At 47.1% G+C, this 19,450-nt stretch carries 15 protein-coding genes; 2 read left to right on the forward strand and 13 right to left on the reverse strand.

Going from position 1 to position 19,450, the window contains the following annotated elements; genetic code table 11:
* Window positions 1-31 precede the first annotated feature (31 nt).
* The 3 genes from ACFQ0C_RS13665 to ACFQ0C_RS13675 all read right to left on the reverse strand — a co-directional run bounded on the left by ACFQ0C_RS13665 (window position 32) and on the right by ACFQ0C_RS13675 (window position 3,428).
* Window positions 32-1,561, reverse strand: coding sequence for an extracellular solute-binding protein (locus tag ACFQ0C_RS13665; RefSeq protein WP_379367609.1), 1,530 nt, complete (start codon window positions 1,559-1,561; stop codon window positions 32-34).
* Window positions 1,562-1,623: 62 nt separating this feature from the next.
* Window positions 1,624-2,502, reverse strand: a complete 879-nt coding sequence (locus ACFQ0C_RS13670; RefSeq protein WP_379367611.1) for a carbohydrate ABC transporter permease — start codon at window positions 2,500-2,502, stop codon at window positions 1,624-1,626.
* Window positions 2,503-2,507: 5 nt separating this feature from the next.
* Window positions 2,508-3,428: an ABC transporter permease gene (locus tag ACFQ0C_RS13675; protein ID WP_379367613.1), complete on the reverse strand. Its 921-nt coding sequence runs from the start codon at window positions 3,426-3,428 to the stop codon at window positions 2,508-2,510.
* Window positions 3,429-3,843: 415 nt separating this feature from the next.
* On the opposite strand from ACFQ0C_RS13675, the gene ACFQ0C_RS13680 reads away from it, so the two are divergent.
* Window positions 3,844-4,593 (forward strand): YdcF family protein, encoded by a 750-nt coding sequence (locus ACFQ0C_RS13680; RefSeq protein ID WP_379367615.1) that lies wholly within the window; start codon window positions 3,844-3,846, stop codon window positions 4,591-4,593.
* A 118-nt stretch (window positions 4,594-4,711) separates the two neighbouring features.
* On the opposite strand, the gene dctA is transcribed toward ACFQ0C_RS13680, so the two are convergent.
* The 3 genes from dctA to ACFQ0C_RS13695 all read right to left on the reverse strand — a co-directional run bounded on the left by dctA (window position 4,712) and on the right by ACFQ0C_RS13695 (window position 8,941).
* Window positions 4,712-6,025 carry a C4-dicarboxylate transporter DctA gene (gene dctA / locus ACFQ0C_RS13685; RefSeq protein ID WP_379367617.1) on the reverse strand — a complete coding sequence of 438 codons (1,314 nt, stop codon included), beginning with the start codon at window positions 6,023-6,025 and terminating at the stop codon, window positions 4,712-4,714.
* 565 nt (window positions 6,026-6,590) lie between these two features.
* A complete protein-coding gene (locus tag ACFQ0C_RS13690) occupies window positions 6,591-7,313 on the reverse strand; it encodes a response regulator (protein ID WP_379367619.1) in 723 nt (240 codons plus the stop codon).
* On the reverse strand, window positions 7,310-8,941 hold the full coding sequence (locus ACFQ0C_RS13695) for an ATP-binding protein (protein ID WP_379367621.1): 1,632 nt from the start codon (window positions 8,939-8,941) through the stop codon (window positions 7,310-7,312). The genes ACFQ0C_RS13690 and ACFQ0C_RS13695 overlap by 4 nt, the downstream gene beginning before the upstream one ends.
* 598 nt (window positions 8,942-9,539) lie before the next feature.
* On the opposite strand from ACFQ0C_RS13695, the gene ACFQ0C_RS13700 reads away from it, so the two are divergent.
* Window positions 9,540-10,598: a DctP family TRAP transporter solute-binding subunit gene (locus ACFQ0C_RS13700; protein WP_379367623.1), complete on the forward strand. Its 1,059-nt coding sequence runs from the start codon at window positions 9,540-9,542 to the stop codon at window positions 10,596-10,598.
* A gap of 137 nt (window positions 10,599-10,735) precedes the next feature.
* Here ACFQ0C_RS13700 and ACFQ0C_RS13705 read toward each other — a convergent pair whose 3' ends face one another.
* The 7 genes from ACFQ0C_RS13705 to cobT all read right to left on the reverse strand — a co-directional run bounded on the left by ACFQ0C_RS13705 (window position 10,736) and on the right by cobT (window position 19,179).
* Window positions 10,736-11,866 carry an RluA family pseudouridine synthase gene (locus tag ACFQ0C_RS13705; protein WP_379367625.1) on the reverse strand — a complete coding sequence of 377 codons (1,131 nt, stop codon included), beginning with the start codon at window positions 11,864-11,866 and terminating at the stop codon, window positions 10,736-10,738.
* On the reverse strand, window positions 11,863-12,429 hold the full coding sequence (locus ACFQ0C_RS13710; RefSeq protein ID WP_379367627.1) for a cob(I)yrinic acid a,c-diamide adenosyltransferase: 567 nt from the start codon (window positions 12,427-12,429) through the stop codon (window positions 11,863-11,865). The genes ACFQ0C_RS13705 and ACFQ0C_RS13710 overlap by 4 nt, the downstream gene beginning before the upstream one ends.
* Complete coding sequence (locus tag ACFQ0C_RS13715; RefSeq protein WP_379367629.1) at window positions 12,426-15,218, reverse strand: cobyric acid synthase; 2,793 nt, start codon at window positions 15,216-15,218, stop codon at window positions 12,426-12,428. The genes ACFQ0C_RS13710 and ACFQ0C_RS13715 overlap by 4 nt, the downstream gene beginning before the upstream one ends.
* Before the next feature lie 37 nt (window positions 15,219-15,255).
* Entirely contained in the window at window positions 15,256-16,095 is an 840-nt protein-coding gene (cobS, locus tag ACFQ0C_RS13720) for an adenosylcobinamide-GDP ribazoletransferase (RefSeq protein ID WP_379367644.1), read from the reverse strand.
* Window positions 16,077-17,063: an adenosylcobinamide-phosphate synthase CbiB gene (gene cbiB / locus ACFQ0C_RS13725; protein ID WP_379367631.1), complete on the reverse strand. Its 987-nt coding sequence runs from the start codon at window positions 17,061-17,063 to the stop codon at window positions 16,077-16,079. The genes cobS and cbiB overlap by 19 nt, the downstream gene beginning before the upstream one ends.
* A gap of 374 nt (window positions 17,064-17,437) precedes the next feature.
* Entirely contained in the window at window positions 17,438-18,058 is a 621-nt protein-coding gene (locus ACFQ0C_RS13730) for a bifunctional adenosylcobinamide kinase/adenosylcobinamide-phosphate guanylyltransferase (protein ID WP_379367634.1), read from the reverse strand.
* A 56-nt stretch (window positions 18,059-18,114) separates the two neighbouring features.
* Window positions 18,115-19,179 carry a nicotinate-nucleotide--dimethylbenzimidazole phosphoribosyltransferase gene (gene cobT / locus ACFQ0C_RS13735; protein ID WP_379367636.1) on the reverse strand — a complete coding sequence of 355 codons (1,065 nt, stop codon included), beginning with the start codon at window positions 19,177-19,179 and terminating at the stop codon, window positions 18,115-18,117.
* Window positions 19,180-19,450 lie beyond the last annotated feature (271 nt).

Genomic DNA, 19,450 nt, shown 5'->3' on the forward strand with positions numbered 1-19,450 from the left:
AGCAGGTTTCTTTCCTTTGTTTCAGAACCGATTATTTGGATTTCGAAGCCGTGAAGCTTGCAGCCAATTCGGCCATGACCTTATCTCCGCCTGCCTTAGTCCAATCTTCTATTGCTTTGCTCCAACCGGCCTCATCCAATTTGCCTGTAATAAACTTGATCTTGGCATCATTAATAATTTTATTCAAATCGGAGCCTTTCTGAACCAATGTTTCCGATTCCAGACCTAATGACGGGTTAAGAACGGCCAGCTTCACATTGTCCTGCATCACTTTTTTGGCCTTTTTAACGATCTCTTCTTCACCCTTAACCGGCAATTCTCTTGCTTTATCATCAATCCGCAGTTCATCCAGGCCCAGGACATCGCTAGTGAACTTGTCTGCGTCTACGATTTTCTCTACTTGCCCATCCGTCAGCTTGTACTGCTTGCCTTCTATACCCCATGCGAGCAAATTGACTGCATCCGCTTCAAGAAGCCTGTCGAAGAAGGCTAGTATGCGCTTCAGCTCAGCTTCGGTCTTCACAGATGACTTAGGAAATAAATAAACTCCTGTATATCCTTGCTGTGCCATATTCCGCTCACCCTTCGGACCCGTGAGATTACCCATAAGCTCTACTTTTGCATCCGGAAGATTTTTTCGTATTTCGTTTTGCATGGAACCAACACCATCCGCATTGCCAAGTACGATCCCAGTTTTACCCTGATAGAACATAGTGCTTCGCTGCAGTTCCTCCGTCACGACAAAATCCTGATTCATCAGCTTTTCATCATACAGCCGTTTAATAAACTTCATCGCATCCAAATATTCCTTGGCCATGAATTCAGCTGTGAATTTGCCGCCTTCTTCCTTCCACTTATTCGGAGCGCCGAACAACGCAGCCATATGAGGCATCAAATAAGCCTCGATATCTTTATACTCAGCCATGCCAAGCGTATCGTTCTTTCCATTACGGTCCGGATCATTGAGTGTAAAGGCTTTCATGACATTGTATAATTCCTCAGGCGTTTTCGGTTCCTGTAAGCCAACATTCGCAAGCCAATCTTTACGGAAAATGATGCCGTGGCGTGAGATTGGTCTAGGCCGGTACAGCCCATAAATCTTGCCCTCCACCTTCGTGCTGTTGAACTGAATCGCATTCATAGCATTCAGGTTTTTGTAATCCTTCAGATAAGGTCCGATTTCCCAAAACACACCTGATTTGATCGCATTCACGAGGGGGGCAGCATTATACTTGAGCGCTAGCATCACTTTGGGTAAATCATTAGAAGCAATCGATACACTGACTTTGTCATCAAAGGCCGAACGCGGAACCCAAGTCATATCAATGGATGAATTCGTCAGCTCCTGGAGCTTCTTCCACGCCTCATTCTGGGAATTAGGCGGCTGTGGCGTGTAATAGGTCGCCATGATACTGAGCTTTAACGACTGCTGCGCATCATTCGGTGCAGTACCGGAGGCACTCTCCTTTTGTTTGTCAGCACAACCGGCAACAAGAACGGTCACCATAGTGAGGATGCTTAATAATGAAAGTCCTCGTGTATGTCTTTTTGCAGCCTTCATGTTTTTGCCCTACCTTTCAAATAATATTATATATGAAATAACAGCATTGCAGGTCCAAAATGTTAACCTTTAATCGAGCCGAGCAGCACGCCTTTGGCGAAATGCTTTTGTAGAAATGGGTAGACAGCTATAATCGGTAATGTTGAAACAACGATGACAGCCATTTTTACCGTTTGCGGCGGAACCTGATACAACGCTTCACTGCTGAAGCTGGCATCTCCGATCCCTCCCGATGACATAATAACGATTTGCCGCAGCAGCACCTGAATAGGCCATTTTCCCGCATCATTAATGTAAATAAGCGCCTGGAAAAAGGTGTTCCAATGTCCAACAGCGTAGAACAGGGAGAACGTCGCTATCGCCGGCAAAGACAGTGGAATAATAATTTTCCATAAAATCGCCGGATCGCTGCAACCGTCAATTTTGGCCGATTCCTCAAACTCAACCGGCAGCTGCTTGAAAAAATTAACCAGAATGATCAAGTAAAACGGATTGATGGCTCCAGGAAGCCATAATGACCAATATGAATTCAAAAGTCCTAGCGATTTCACAACAAGAAAGGACGGGATCATGCCTCCGCTGAACAACATAGTGAACACGACCAGAAGTATAATCAGACGCTTTCTTTGAATATCCCGCGACAGTGGGTACGCCATCATAGCCGTCATCGCCATATTGAATAAGGTGCCTACAGCCGTAATAAATATCGTTACCCCTAAACTGCGGGACAATGTGCTTTCCGAAAATATATACCGGTACGCTTCTAGCGATAGCTGTTTCGGCACTAAAATAAATGTGCTGTTCAGCACTTCCTTGGCAGGCGCCAGCGAGCCGGCAACAATATGAAGAAATGGAAACAGAGTAAGCAGCGCGATAAAGGCAAGAAACATATAATTGCAAGTATCGAACAGGATTCCTGATATAGAATTTCTGTGAGGCATAGCTGTCAATACACTCCTTCTTCCCCCAGTTTGCGGGCTATCCGGTTAGCCGCGACGACGAGGATGAGCCCTACTACCGATTTAAACAGCCCGACTGCCGTCGAATAGCTGAATTGGCCTTCGAGAATACCGCTTGTGTATACATACGTATCGAACACTTCACCTACATCGCGGTTCAAGGCATTGATCATAAGCAGCATCTGCTCGAACCCCGTATCCAGAAAGTGACCAAGCCTCAGAATAAGCAGGACAATGATCGTGCTTTTAATCGCGGGAAGGGTTATATGCTTGAGCTGATGCCATCGGTTAGCCCCGTCTATTTTTGCAGCTTCGTACAATTGCGGGTCTATTCCTGCCAATGCCGCGAGAAATATAATCGTTCCGAAGCCGGTTTCTTTCCAAATGATCTGGAGTGTCACCATCGGTCTGAACCACCAGGGCTCTGTCAGAAAATTCACCTTATCCACACTTAGCCCCGCTAATGATTCGTTGACCATTCCTCCTTCGGTTGTAAACAGCACATAGGTTATAGCTACAACAACTACCATTGAAAAAAAGTGGGGGATGTAGATTAACGTCTGAACGGATCTTTTGAACCATTGTACCCTCAATTCATTTAATAGAAGAGCTACAATTATCGGCAGCGGAAAAAAAATAAATATATTATAAACCGCTAAAATAGTCGTGTTCCGAAATAACAGCCAAAAAGCCGGGTCCCCAAAAAAACGGGAAAAATTCGCCGTCCCCACCCATTTGCTCCCCCATAAGCCAAGCGCGGGCTGATAATTTTGAAAGGAAATCAACAAGCCCCACATCGGCATATATTTGAACAAAATAAAATACAGCAGTCCGGGCAGCAGCATTAAGTAGAGCCAGCCATTTCTTCCCAGATCCCCCCTGCTTCTACTCATCAACTTGTGTACCATCTTCTTCACCTCCCTTATACAAAATAACCGTCATAGCAAGCCGTAACTCCTTTCCTCCAAAGCTTTTGTTCCGGCTCTATCCCAATGTAATTTGCATATCGTTGTTCAGTCTATAATCAGCAGCCGACCATCTGGTATTAGCTGACATTAAGCAGTAAATAGCTAACCATAATCATTTAACGAATATCATAATCATTTGCCAACATAAGTGTTTGAACTAGGCAGCTTTGAGCCAGGTCCCCCTAATATCAATTTTCAGAAAAGCAAAAAGGCTGTCCTTAGCGATCCATTCGGATCAAACAAGGGCAACCTCAAAGTAATTTATGCAACTCTATTGATTTCTGATAAAATATTACTTAAAGAATTTGATTGGATTGACTATAGAAATGTCATGTCAGGAGTAAGGAGTAGGCTAATGCTTTATATTATTAAATATATCTATACCTTTTTCATTCCGCCAGGACTTTTTATTACTGTTCTCGTGTTGTTTAATCTTTGGTTACGTAAAAGGGAACGAAGCGCCGCTAAGCTGTTATGGGCAGCTATTGCCTTCATCTATCTTATTTGCACGCCAATTATTGGGAACAATTTGATCGGCTACCTGGAGCATCGCTATGAACCTCCCGTCACTATTGAAGGGGATGTAATCGTTCTGTTGACCGGCGGTGCAGTAGGAAATACCCCTGATGTGGGTGGCAGCGGTAATTTAACCGGCTACACGATGAACCGGCTTGTTACGGCATATAAGCTGCACAAGAGCACGAACCTGCCGATTATCATATCCGGTGGTCAAGTTTATGAAGATACCGGCAATGAAGGCCAAATCTGCAAACGGAACCTGCTCGCTCTAGGAGTAGCGGAGTCGTCCATATCGCTTGATGACAGAAGCCGGAACACGAAAGAAAATGCTCTAAATACAATAGAAATCATGAAGCAAAAAAACTTTACCAAGCCAGTATTAGTAACATCTGCCTTTCATATCCCAAGATCTGTAGAAAATTTCAAACAGCTTGGAGTCCTTACTGCTCCTTATCCGGCAGACTTTCTTGTACCCCGGCCCTATTCCATTACTTTAAGCGCATTTTTGCCTTCGGCTGACGGATTACAAAAAAGCTCGTTAGCTGCCAAAGAGTATTTAGGGCTGCTCGAATTGTTGGTTCACTAGCTCACCGGATAGCCTGTTTAGCAGCTAATTTTGAGACTATGGAGTTCCTAGTATTTTCTGTCCAAAAAAGCCATTCGCTTCGTGTTGCCGAAGGAATGGCTTTTCTATATAGAGGATATCAGGCTTCGGAAGAAGCAGCTATTTTATTGCCGATATAGACGGTATCTTCACCAGTAGTGTCTGTAGAAGATTCCTTCGTTTGTGTGCGGAACTGATTCTCGCTTTTTGCAATAACCACCGTAGCAACGCTGTTGCCGATCAAGTTAGTAATCGCACGAGCTTCAGACATAAAGCGGTCAACGCCAAGCAATAAAGCCATACCTTCGATAGGAATAACGTTGCCTGGAATAGCCGTTAAAGTAGCGGCCAATGTAATAAACCCGGAACCGGTAACCCCTGCCGCTCCCTTCGACGTAAGCATCAGCACGCCGAGTAGCGTCACTACTTGCAGCAACGTCAATTCAATCCCATAAGCTTGAGCGATGAACAGGGCTGCCATTGATAAGTAAATCGATGTTCCATCGAGATTAAAGGAATACCCTGTTGGAACAACCAAGCCGACAACGGACTTGGAGCAGCCATACTTCTCCAGACGTTCCATTAACCGCGGCAATGCGGATTCGGATGATGAAGTACCTAGTACAAGCAAAATTTCTTCTTTAATGAATTTGATCAAATTGAAAATACTAAAGCCATATATTCTTGCAACCAAGCCTAAAACGATAACGACAAACAAAAACATTGTAATGTAAACCGAACCCATCATTTTGCCAAGCGAGAACAGGGAGCCGACACCGAATTTTCCAATGGTATAAGCCATTGCGCCACCAGCTGCGAACGGAGAGAAACGCATAATAATACTGACAAGTCTAAAGAATACTTCATTCATTTTTTCAAAAAAATGAGTTACCGGTTTAGCTTTCTCACCAAGACCGGCCATAGCCAGACCAAACAATACGGAGAAAAACAGAACAGGAAGCATCTCTCCCTTGGCAAGCGCGCCTACAACACTATCTGGAATAACACTGACAACGAAATCCATAAACCCGTGAGGAGTATCCGACGCTTGCTTCGCGAACTTGGCAACTTCTGCAGCGCTAGCACCGACTTTACTGGTATCCATACCTGAACCCGGGCTAACCAGGTACATGACCCCGATTCCTATCGCCATTGCGAAGGTTGTAATGATTTCGAAGTATAGTACCGCTTTACCGCCGATACGGCCTACCTTTTTCATATCACCCATATTAGCAAAACCGATAACGATGGTGAAGAATACGATCGGTGCGATAACCATTTTGATCATCTTGACGAAAATATCTCCAAGTACTTTAAGCTGGACACCTACCGCCGGGAAAAATTGTCCGATCGCAATCCCAAGCACTATCGCAATCAACACTTGCACGGTCAGGTTTTTCAAATTGATTCTCATTGTAATTCCTCTCTTCTTCTGTAAAATGGGTGGAAGCTCTACAACCTTCTGTCAGAAGGCATTGGGAAGCTATAACGTTCAATCCGTTCTTCGTCCTAGAGGATGCAATCGCTTTCATGTCGATCGACCTGCTTCATCCTTCACAAACCTGAAGCACTATCCTCTGGATTTCAGAAGGTAGGGGGAAGAGTTACGCTTGCGGACTGATTGAACAGCTTAAGTATTCCTTCCATGACATCACGGCCTTTAGGATTGACCATGTCGTATCCCTTCACTTTCTTGTTCATTCCATGGACTTATGATATCGCTTACAATATGATTTGTGAATCATTTGACCTTATTGGTATTTTTGGTCTTTTTGGTCTTAAATCGATGCAAAAAAAACACCATTCTGACAAGGAAAGCTCCTCATTGTGGAATGATGCCGGATTTCAAGGGAATACTTTTTTTATAATATTGAAAGTATAAGTTTGAACCGGAGGTTCACCTTTCTAATATTGCAAGAAAAGCTACCTCCAGAACACGAATGTATCTTCATCGAAAGGGCTTCGAATAGAAGCTTTTCTTAATGCTGTGATATCACATACTTGTTGACCGGGCGTCCTATCCCATATTGGAGATCGAGACGGACCTTGCCTGACTTCTCTAGAAAGTCCAGGTATCTGCGCGCTGTAACTCGAGCTATGCCTACTCCTTCAGCCACTTCTTCCGCCGACAGAGGATGAGGATTATCTAATAAAAACAGTGTAATCTGTTTCAAAGTAATCCCTTGCAAGCCTTTGGGCAGCTGCTCTGCCGTTGCTTCTTGATCTGGGATCACCCTCGGGATGCTGACACTGCGTGTCTCGGAGCCAAACAGCAATCGGTCCAGCTCGTTTTGCGAAACGGCTCCTTCCTTTTCTAGCAAGCCTTTCATGCTGCGGTACTGCTCCAAGGCTTGTTTAACACGCTCAAATTTGAACGGCTTTATAATATAGTCTACGGCCCCATTTTGCAGCATCCGGGCAATCGTACTCTGATCGTTCGCAGCGCTAATAACCATCACATCCACAGACAGCTGCTGCCGTCGGATTTGTGTTATCGTTTCCAATCCATCCTGAAGCGGCATGAAGATGTCGAGAATAACCAAGTCAGGCTCCAGCTTTCGAAGCAGCTCCATCCCCTCCAAGCCTGTACTAGCCACACCCGTGACGATGAACCCGCTGACTCGTTCTACAAATTGCTTGTTAACCTCTTGTACCATAGGATCGTCTTCGATCAACAGCACCTTCATCAACCGTTCGCTCATGACGGACTAATCCTCCTTTTTGTTTCATCGATTCCTTCCACTGACGCTTGCATCGGAAAGGATATCATAAAAGACGTGCCTTCGTCAGGTACTGAATCCACCCTTACAGTTCCTGCTCCTTTTTGCACGATGCCTGCCAATAGATAGAGCCCTATACCACGTCCTTTAGTTCCCTTGGTCGTAAAGCCCTGTTCGAAAATACGCTGCTGAACGGCTGGGTCTATCCCCCCTCCGTTATCCTCTATGAGAATGGAAAGCACATCCTCATCCTGCTCTATGCTGATAAATACATTTTTGTCCAACTGATCCCGCTTACTCTGGAGAGCATCGAATGCATTTTCGACTAAATTACCCACAAGCACAACAAAGTCGTGATGATCAAGCCGTTCAGGGAAACGCATCAGGTGGCTTTCACGATCAATCGAAACGGTTATACCCAGCTCTTGACCGCGGCTAATTTTTCCTAACAGAAGGCCTGTTAGGCTATCGTCCTTGATGTTCTGGCTGAGAAAACGGGTAAGCTCTTCCTTCTGCTCCGTAATTTCGAATAAATAATTCAAGGCCTTATCTTTATTCCCAAGCTGAATTAATCCACCGATCGTATGCAGCTTATTCATATATTCATGATTTTGCACACGCAGTGCATCTACGAAGGTTTTTACGCCCGTCAGCTCCTCGGCGATGCGGGTTACTTCCGTACGATCCTGAAAAATAGCTACAGCGCCTACCGTCTGTCCGTTTACTTTAATCGGCACACGATTGCTCATAATATGTGCCGCGCTGACATGCAGCTCTTGATTATAGATAGGATGATTGAGATCCAGTATTTCAGGCAGCCGTGTATCCGGAATGACCTCACGAATGGACTTGCCTATTACATCGCCCTCTATTTTTAGCATTTGCTTGGCTTTATCATTAAAGATCGTTATCCGTTCATCCTTATCAATGGCGATAACTCCCTCATGCATAGCGTGAAACGTAGCGGTCCGCTCTACCAGCAGCCGGGCAATTTCGTGGGGCTCCAGCTCGAACATCTGCAGCTTAATATGCTGGGCAAGCTTCCAGGAGCCCAAAATACCGAACAGCAGCGTCAGCAGCAGAATCACATAAGCTTGCCCGCTTAAACCAAGCATCACCTGCCCGATACTCGGCAGCAGCTGCCCTACCAGAACTACGCCGACCTGAACATGGTCGGCGTTCATTACGGGCACGAAGGCGCGCAGCACCGTGCCCAGCTTCCCCTTTGCCTTGGACACGTAGCTGTGCTCGGCAAAGGCAGGCCCTTCATCGGCCCCTCCCGAAGGGGTGCCGATGATGGCTTGAACCGGGTGCGACAGCCTTACCCGGTTCTGATCCATCACAACGACGTAAGTGACGTCGTTGATGATGCGAATGCGCTCAGCCGAGGCTTGAATGGCCGGCTGCTGCTGCTGCGCGGTGATGCCTTCGGTCACCTCAGGCATCTGCGCCACCGTTCGCGCCGTCACAAGAAGCCGGCGTCCCAGCTCCTCCTCCTTCAAGCTCACAATCGACCCGACAAGAATAGTGCCGCCGATCAACAAGGAAAAAACCACGATGCTAAAAGAAAATATCGTAATTTTCCAACTAATCTTCAAACGCTGCAGCATACGTAACCTGCTTCCTTATGGTATCTTAATACCATCATACAATAAAGCAGAATGGATGCAAAAGCTCATCCCTGTACGGAACACTATTTTATCTGTAAAATAGTGGCTCTACACTAAAATCAGATCTCTTAAACAAAAAAGCCTCTCCCTTATTGGGGCAATACGAAACGAACTGGAAAACATCCCGCTAATTTCGTTCTAAATCCCTTTATCAGAGCATTTTACTGGAAAACCCACCGTTAATTGGCCTGAAACTACTTCCTGGCAAAGATAAATGCCAAATTAACGCCAGAAAATCAAGTTATATTCAATTGGTGCCACCGAATTAAGGGAATTAGATGGAGCTTTTACATCTATTCTAATATATTGAATCAGCGTGGGCTCGACCGACCACCATGCAATGGCACCAAGCCCGCTCGGGATCCGCGCGCGTTGGGTTCTTTTTCTAGTAATATCTAGTATTAACTTTCATCTAAAGAGCAAAAAAGTTTGGAGTTTCTTAAGCATTTAAATACAATATAGTTAAGAATTTAAAAACATTCATTTAAGATGGACCTATAGATAGAGACGGGCAAAAAGGAGAGGGGGGGAGACTCGGGTGAAATCTTTTTTCAGTGTTGCGGTTATTGTGGTGTTGGGTCTTGCCGTTGCTATAGTTATCGGCTTTTATCCAAGCTTTATGCAGGCTCCTGTCGTTTATGATGATGAACAGGTCGGATTTGACGAGCAGACTGTGATAAAGTTCAGTCATGTTGTCGCTGAAAACACCCCAAAGGGGTTAGCGGCTCAGGAGTTTGCCCGGCTTGTTCAGGAAAAAACAAAGGGACGCGTTAAAGTAGAGGTGTATCCCAACAGCATTTTATATGCCGAGCCGGATGAAGTAGAAGCCTTGCAAAAGGGAAATGTGCAGATGATCGCCCCTTCATTTCCCAATTTGTCCGAAGTGCTGCCGTCATGGATGGTGCTGGATTTACCATACGCCTTTCTCACACAAGAAGCAGTCCAGGAAGCATTTGAGGGCAAAATCGGTAAGCTGCTGTTCGAACAGTTAAATCAGGTTAATATGGTAGGACTCGCTTATTGGAACAGCGGCTTTAAGCAGCTTACGAGCAATAAAGGGCCGATTCTCCAGCCAGATGATCTGAAGGGACAGCATCTTAGGACGATGCGAAGCACTCTGCTTGATGCCGAGTTCCAGCTGTTAGGCGCAAAAACAACGCAGATGCCATTTAATCTTGTATATCGCGGCTTGGAAAGTGGAGCTGTAGATGGAGAGGAAAATTCCATCACCAACATTTATTCTAAAAAGTTTTTTAAAGTTCAGAAATATATGACGCTTACTAACCATGGTTATCTCGGCTATGCAGTGCTGATGAACCGCTCCTTTTGGCAAAAGCTTTCACCAGAAATTCAACAGCAAATTCAACAAGCAATGAAGGAAACGACTGCATGGGCTTACCATAATGCCATCCAGATGAATGATGAACAGTTCGAGAAAATAAAGCAGGAGTCGCAATTACAAATCAATTCATTGACAACCGAACAGCTATCAGAGTGGATGCGGGCATGGGAGCCGATCTATCCGCAGTACGAAGCGGTCATCGGGAAAGAGCTGATGGACGAAATTCGCCGATTGCGGAAAAAGTACATGCAATAATTAACCACCATGCAGGGGGATCTAACAGAAGCTCAAGCTGCCAAGCCTGACTTTTGTTGTACATTGAGCTTTTGGAAAATACAAAAAAGCTTTCAAAACCATTGGTGTGGAGATGAAAGCTTTTTGGGGGTTATGAGCTATTCAAGCTTCTCAAGGTGTACCAGGCACTGAGCCAAATCATCAGGCAGCGGCGCTTCGAACTGCATCCATTGCTTCGTGCCAGGATGTGTAAAAGCCAGCAAACAAGCATGCAGTGCATGCCGTTTCAAGCCAAATGGAGCGGAAGCTGTGGCGAGAATACTATGAGCTTTACTGGCTTCATGGGCTTCATGGGCTTCATGGGCTTCATGGGTTTCACGTGCTTCTCGGGCTTCATGGGCTTCATGCGCTTCATGCGCTTCATGCGCTGCACTCGTCTCATAGACGCCTGCAGAATCGAGTGCTGCTCCTCTCGCCTCCAAGCCGCCTTGTACGCCCACTATGCTTGGCTCATATTTGTCCAGCTTGTACAGCTTATCGCCCAACAGCGGATGTCCCAAATGCTTCATGTGCACACGGATTTGATGAGTCCGTCCGGTTTCTAGCCAAAGCCTCACCATTGTCGCTTCCCGAAACCGCCGCTCCACCTTGTAATGCGTGACCGCTGAGTATCCGCTCTCCGTCACGATCCTGATGTGCGGCTCCTCGGGGTCACGATCTATCGGCTCATTTACGGTGCCCTCATCAGCTTCCATTACTCCATGCACCAGAGCTATGTACTCCTTTTTCACCTGATGCGCCTGCATTTGCTCGGACACCTGCTGGTGGATAAAAGGATTTTTGGCCACAGCAAGCGCCCCTGATGTTTCTTGATCGAGCCTATGAATCGGACGGAACCGATAGCTTTTCCCCTGCTGCTGCCAATAATGAACGACGCCGTTCGCCAACGTATTCACATAATGTCCATGGGTCGGATGAACAATCATTCCGGCTGCCTTATTAAGCACCATCAGTTGCTCATCCTCATACAAAATATCCAGAGGGAGCTCCTGCGGCAAAATATCATCCGACTCCTCCTGAAGCATTCTGACCTCAATTACATCCCCAGCATGAACCCGAACGCTTATATATTGGCGATCACCATTAACCGTGATTCCCCGCTCCGTGAGCTTCAATCGCGATAGCAGCTTGCGAGAGAGCATCATCCGATTTTGCAAAATCGTTTTCAAATAGAAGCCTTCTTCCTCTTGAGAAACGATGTATATTAATGGTTCATAATAGGTACTCATTTGCGACGAAACACATCCGCACTACGAGCATATTCAACATCTCCCACACCGCTTCTAACGTTTGCCAGGCGTGCAACAGTGAAGAACAAATCGGACAACCGGTTCAAATAGCGGCGTACTTCTTCATTGATCGGCTGCGTCCGGGCCAGCGTAACAACCCGGCGCTCTGCGCGGCGGCATATCGTCCGGCAAACGTGAAGCGCGGAGGACGCCTGCGTGCCGCCAGGCAATATAAACTTTTTAATATCCGGCGTCTCAGCATCGTACTTGTCTATCCATGCTTCCAGTTGGTCTACCATCTCCGACTTCACTTTATAAGGGCGAAGCTCCTGCTTAAGCAATGCCAAGTCGGAACCACAGTCGAACAATTCATTTTGTATATCCAATAAGTCCGCCAGCAAATCACCAAATTTCTCCGCATCCAGAAACCCCATCGCTTGCCCTACAAAACAATTGAGCTCATCCACGGTTCCGTATGCTTCAACGCGCACATCGTCCTTGTCGACACGTCCCCCAATTACTCCGGTTTGACCGGCATCGCCAGTTCTTGTATAAATTCTCATCGTTTCGCCTCCCTACTCTTATAACCTATCATCTCATATAAACGATTCGTATCCAAATGACTTCTGACATGATCGGCTAGCCGGTCAAAAGCCGCCTCTCTGCGCTCCTGAAACCGAAGCTCCGCTTGTAAAGGTTCCCAACCGCGACTTTCGCGAATTCCATTCAGCCAACCCCGGCGAAAATCATCGCTATGCAAAATTCCATGCACATAGGTGCCCCATTGTCTTCCGTTCGTCGAAACAGCACCATCCGGATGAGCCTCCTGACCGCTACCTTCCTCCGCGATGAAGAATGGATGAGTTACCGGCTGTAAAAAGCGCGTTCGCCCCATATGAATTTCGTACCCACTTACTTGCAGCAGCGGGTTTCGGCCAGCAGCATCACTATATAAAAGAGATGTTCCTACAGCACGCACCGTCTTCTTATCAGCTGTGAACTCAGTCTCTGTCGGGAATAATCCGAGCCCAGCCGTTTCCGGATGTTCCGACTCCAGAAGATGCGGGTCCAGCAGCCGCTCTCCCATCATTTGATAGCCTGCGCAAATACCAGTGATCCAGCCGCCTCTTTGCGCGTGCTCCAGCAGCGCCTGATCAAGACCCGTTTCCCTTAAAAACAACATGTCGTCGACTGTGTTTTTGCTCCCCGGGATAATAACCGCATCCGGCCGCCCCAGCTCTTCGAGTGAACTGACATAGCGAAGGCGGACATCTTTTTCGTAGAACAGCGGATCAACATCGGTAAAGTTAGAGAGCCTCGGCAAACGAATCACTGCTATATAGAGCAGCTGCATGTCCTGTCCTTCAGACGCACCTTGAGAAGCACCTGCATAATTATTACCATCGCTGCTTCCAAAAGCACCCGTTGCAAGCTTGCGATCCAACGAAGCCGAATCCTCATCCTCCAGCTCCAGATTGGGCAGATACGGAATGACTCCCAGCACCGGCTTGCCGGTCCTCTGCTCGAGCCAATCAAGGCCTGGCTTGAGCAAGGTTACGTCTCCTCGAAACTTGTTAATGATGAAGCCCTTCACACGATCTCTTTCCTCAGGTGTAAATATTTCCATCGTACCGAGCAATGAGGCAAACACGCCTCCCCGATCAATATCAGCCACCAATACTACAGGAGCATCCGCCCAACCAGCTAATCGCATATTGACAATATCGCGATCTTTCAGATTAACTTCTGCCGGACTCCCAGCCCCTTCCAGCACAACCACCTGATAAGCGGAACGCAATCGGACAAGTGCATCCTTAACGATCGTCTCCGCCTCGGACAAATATTTTTCACGATATGTTCTGGCGTCAAAATCACGATATGGCTTACCATGCACAACTACCTGCGAAACCATATCCTTTTTCGGCTTAAGCAAAATAGGATTCATATCGGTTGTGGCCGCAATACGGCACGCATCCGCCTGCATCCCTTGCGCCCTTCCAATTTCTTTGCCATCGGCAGTAACGTAAGAGTTTAGCGACATGTTTTGTGATTTGAACGGGGCAACACGCAGACCATCCTGTAATAAAATTCTGCACAGCGCAGTTACAAGCAAGCTTTTTCCTGCATCCGAGGATGTCCCCTGCACCATCAAGGTTGGAGCGAGAGATGAGCCGACAGCTTCTTGAAGCATGTCATTCTGCTGCTGCCCATGCCCGGTCGACAGAGTCACTTGGGCAGCATGGTCACCTGCTATTTGCTCAAGCTGCCGCAAGCCACCCAACACCTCAAGTGATGCTCGAAGCTCCTTGATCATCCGTTCGTTATGCTCTCTCAGTCGTATCGCTACACGAACATACGAGTTATCCAAACCTGGAAATAGGGATGCGTCACGGATCAAAATCCCCCTTTTCCCCATTTCTGCCTGCAAATCCTGCACAGTAATTTTTAACTGCTTAGTCGAAAATAATAAATAATTCGTATCGCTCGGCGTTACGATAAGCCCCAGTTCACTTAAACTGTTGGTCAGCCATGGACGTTCTGCAGCCAGCCACTCATGCGTTCGGCGCTCGTAATCATGATCATCCAATACCGACGCTCCTATCAGTTGGGCCATTGTATTAACACTCCACTGCACCTGCTGATGCTGCATTTCCCTAATCCTGTCTGGATGTGCCACTATAAAACCAAGCCGCAGCCCGGGTATCGAATAAAACTTCGTCATAGAACGAATAACCATCAGCTGGCGAGATTCAGACGCTTTTCGAATCATTGTCAGGCGATTCTCTTCAGGATGAAAATCGATAAAGGCTTCGTCCAGAATAACCGGTTTCTCCGCTGCAGCCAGACGTTCAAGCACTGGAGCTTGCAAAAGACGGCCAGTCGGATTATTAGGTGATCCTAGAAACAATAGATCCGCTATTGCCAATGCCTGCTCGACATCTGCCTCCTGAAGCAGAAAATCATGGCTAGCCTGCAGTGGAATTTCGTATATAGCTCCATTCGTTTTTTGCACTGCTTCCTCATACTCCGAGAAAGAAGGTCGAGCCAGAGCCGTAACTCCCGGCCGCAGGACACGCACCGCCAAATCTATCAGCTCCGCAGCACCGTTACCGACCAGAATGGCTTCCATAGGCACCCTATATTTTGCTGCCAGCTTGGTGCGCAGCTCCCTCACAGCAGGATCCGGATAGGCAACTATATCGCGCCACCGCTCCCGTAATATAGTTTCTGCGGCAGCTGGCGGTCCAAGAGGATTCATGTTCGAGCTGAAATCAAGAAACGCGTCCTTACTTATTCCAAATGTTTCAGCAGCGGTCCACAAATCACCGCCATGCCCGTACCGTTCCAGCATGAAGTTTCCCCTCCTAAAAGCCTTACCCTATTTTTCATTATCGAACTGTAATATACAAAATAAGCAGCAGCACTGCTTCCAACAATTCATTCATGGCCCCGTATGTATCTCCTGTTAATCCACCCAGCTTGCGGCTCAAGTAAATGCTTATGAGTACACCGGACAATACAGTACCAATCGCAGCAGCACCAATAATCAACAGCCCGTCCAATGACAAAATCCCCCCATCCGACAGCCAGACCAGTGCAAAAGACAGCAGCAACGCAAGCAAGGTATGAAAAATCAAATGCTTAACACTTAGTCCACGAAAAAAGGAACCGATCCCCCGGCTCGTTTGCCCTTGTCTAGCATAGGGCCACTTAGCTATCGCCACGACCATGTACCAACGGCTCCACAATAATGCAAGCGGAAGGATGAACATAAATGTATGATGCGGCAGGGTCAGCCATTGCTGCAGCAATGTCCATTTAACCAGCAGGAGCAATACGCAAGCAATAACACCCATCGCACCCACCCTGCTGTCCTTCATAATCTCCAGCATCTGTTCTCTAGGTCGGTGGCTTAGGATACCATCAGCGGTGTCCATCAAACCATCGAGATGCAGCGCGCCTGTCAAACTAACCCACACGAGGAGCAGTAGTGCAGCATTAACACTGGAACCAAGCCCGAGCCCAGCGGCTAACAGTAAATCCCCTTGCAGCAGTTCCCCTGTAAAACTTATCAGCAGTCCAAGCACCATTCCTACCAGTGGATAAAAGATGACACTGCGCCGGAATAAAGAATCCGTATAGTCCAGCTTTACGGGTATGGGCAGCCGAGTTAGAAATTGAAAGGCGGCTGCGCAGCCCGCTAATCCTTTTACAACCAAGTCCAGCATAATGCGCACATCAGCCCCCCTGCAATTAAAAAACTTACACCGTACAGCATATGAACCGTAAGAATAATATCCTCCTTGCACCTTTCCCGAAGCGGCCATCCCATTCTCGCACGTTCACTTGTCCGCCCGTGATAGACATTGATGCCTCCAAGCTCGATGCCTAAGGCGCCCGCTACTGCTGATTCAGGTATGCCGCTGTTGGGACTCGGATGCAGCCGGGCAAACTTGCGAATCGCGCGGGCAGCCCGCGCAGCAGAGCAGCCTTGCCGCAGAGCAGCCGTACATACAAGCAAGCAGCCTGTCAATCTTGCCGGAAGCCAATTCATCACATCATCCCAACGTGCTGAGGCCCATCCGAAATATAAATATTTTTCATTTTTATAGCCGACCATAGAATCCAAAGTATTGGCCCCACGGTACAGCATAGCAAGCGGCGCTGCGCCTAATAAAGCATAAAACAACGGAGATACGACGGCATCCACCGTATTTTCAGCTACCGTCTCTACTGTTGCGCGGGTGATCTCCGGCTCATCAAGCTTTGAGGTGTCCCTTCCGACGATATAGCCTACATACTTCCGCGCTTCATCCATTCGCCCTTCACGAAGCGGACGATACACCTTCATAGCTGCGTCTTTCAGCCCTTTGACAGCAATTGTCGTGGCAATGAACCACGTATTTATGGCATAACCGATCCATGGATGGATCTGGTGAGCGAGCCACAGCAGCAGCCACATTACAGAAAAAACAATTAGCAATGTCAAAACGGTTAATACCACACCACGGCGTCGTAATGAACCAGGCGAAGCCGCGTTTATGTCAGATGGGAGCAGCCTGGATTCAACCCAGCTTATCCATTGCCCTATTCGGATAACCGGATGCGTTGGCCAGCGCGGGTCCCCTATAATTAAATCTATTATAATTGCGGCCAACAGCATAACTGCGCTCTCCTGCCAAGAATAAAACAACAACTTATTCCCCACCCGCCTGCTTACTTGTGCTTCTTGTCGGCTTAGCGTTTAGCTAACATCAAATCGATCGCTGCCAATCTGCCAGTGCAACTCACTACCTAATTTACATCGTTCTATGTTCTATGTTCTATGTTCTATGTTCTAGGTTCGTTGTTTTTTGTTCTTTGTTCTTTGCTCTTTGTTCTTTGCTCTTTGTTCTTTGCTCTTTGTTCTTTGTTCTTTGTTCTTTGCTCTTTGTTCTTTGTTCTTTGTTCTTTGTTCTAGCTTCAGCCCTCGTCTGAACTTACTTTCAACTTTTTATCAAGTTCGAGCAGAACCCTATTATAAACTTATATACATAATATCTAAGCTTTAATCCCCTTTGGTCTCCTGCCTCAGAACTCATAGCGGATGCTTTTCAACTCTACCGGAATTCCTGCTGTAACAAGAAACACCTTATCCGCTTCCCGGGCCAATAGTTGGTTCATCCTGCCAGACAAATCGCGGAACTGGCGCCCCAGCTTATACTCGGGAACCAGACCATAACCTACCTCATTGGTAACCAATACCAAATGCCTCACTTCATCCGCTGCATACTGACGGCATACACTATTCAGTTCGTCTAGCAGCGCATGCAGCCGCTCTTCCATATCTGTATTCTGCTCATACTGCAGCAGCCAATTTGACAACCATAGAGTCAGACAATCTACGAGGATGACTGGCTCTTGGTCTAATTTTCGATTGCCTTCACCTCCAAGACCTATATCAGCAGCACTAGTATCGTCGATGTGCAGTTCTTGAAGTATTTTGGCTAATGCATATGGCTCCTCTATCGTTGTCCAGCTAAAGCCTCCGCTGTCTCGCTGAAGCTTGTGCAATCCGATTCTTGCTCTCATCTCTTCATCATAGGCTTGCGCTGTTGCTATGTATTTGCCCTGCTGCCCCAACCTGGAGCTATACAGCTCAGCGAAAGAGCTTTTGCCGCTTCGGGCACCGCCTGTTACCAGTATGAGCATGGTGTAACCTCCCTAAGAGCTTTGCCACAAGGCAAAGCTTTTTTCGTTAGCACGGATTATTGCTCGGATGGAGCTTGGGATACCCCTGCACTTGCGAATGTTGCCATTTCTTTCATTACTCTGACTGAAGCCTCGATCAGCGAAAATGCAAGGACGGCTCCGGTGCCCTCGCCAAGTCGCATATCCATCCGCAGCATAGGCGACAAGCCAATTGCTTCGAGTAATCGAGCATGTCCCTGCTCGTGAGAAAGATGCGAAGCAATTATGTAGGATGTGCTTTGTGGTGAAATTCGGCTTGCCACCAGTGCGGCCGCTGACGAAATGAAGCCGTCGATCACTACAGGTCTGCGATAAATTGCCGCACCAAGGATCACCCCGGTTAGCCCTGCAATTTCCAAGCCGCCCAATTTGGCAAGCACATCCAAAGGATTGTTAGCATCTGGATTATTGATCTCAATTGCCCGTTCAATAACTTCTTGCTTGTGTCTCAGCATATCATTGTCGATACCCGTACCTCGACCTACTGCACCTGCCACATCCGTGCTCGTTAGCACGGCAAGCATAGCAGAGCTTGCCGTCGTATTCCCGATGCCCATTTCTCCGGTAGCAAACAAGGTGTAGCCGTCATCAACCAGTTCTTTCACTAGGTTGATTCCGATGTGGATAGCTTCTAGAGCCTCTTGCTCCGTCATTGCTGGTCCACGCATCATATTGCGCGTTCCTTTACGCACCTTGCGCGAATACAGCTGTGGATGCTCCAAATCGGCATTAACGCCGATATCCACACAAACCACATCTGCACCGGCCTGACGCGCCAGCACATTAACCGCTGCGCCTCCGCTCAAGAAATTAAGCACCATCTGAGGTGTTACTTCCGCTGGGAATGCGCTAATACCCTCCTCACAAACTCCGTGGTCACCCGCCATGACGATGACTGCCTTCTTACCAAGCTCCGTAATCGTCTCTCCAGTAATTCCAGCGAGCTGTTGTGCTGTATCCTCCAGTTTGCCCAGACTTCCAGGGGGCTTGGTCAATTGGTCTAAATGGCGCCCTGCTGCCGCTATCGCCTCTTGATCTAACGGTTTTATTTCCTTCAATAAATGATTTAATGATTGAAGCATCTACCTTTTTCCCCTCTCATGAACTATCTATCAATCTTTCATATTCTATCTATCATTCTCTATCCTTCTTCGTGATTATTCAGCCAAAGATCAAAAATCAAGCTTTAGAAAATTTGATTGCGAAAAGCTATAAATTTAAGTGATATGAAACAATTACATGGAAAACCTCCACTAGCGTTGCATCAGACCTTACACATCATCAACTTTGTAAATCATCGTGTGAAAATTCACAAAGTTTTTCCATGACATAGTTAAAACACAACCCCACCTA

It is taken from the genome of Paenibacillus sp. GCM10027630 (assembly GCF_042676305.1).
Classification (GTDB): Bacteria; Bacillota; Bacilli; order Paenibacillales; family NBRC-103111; genus Paenibacillus_S.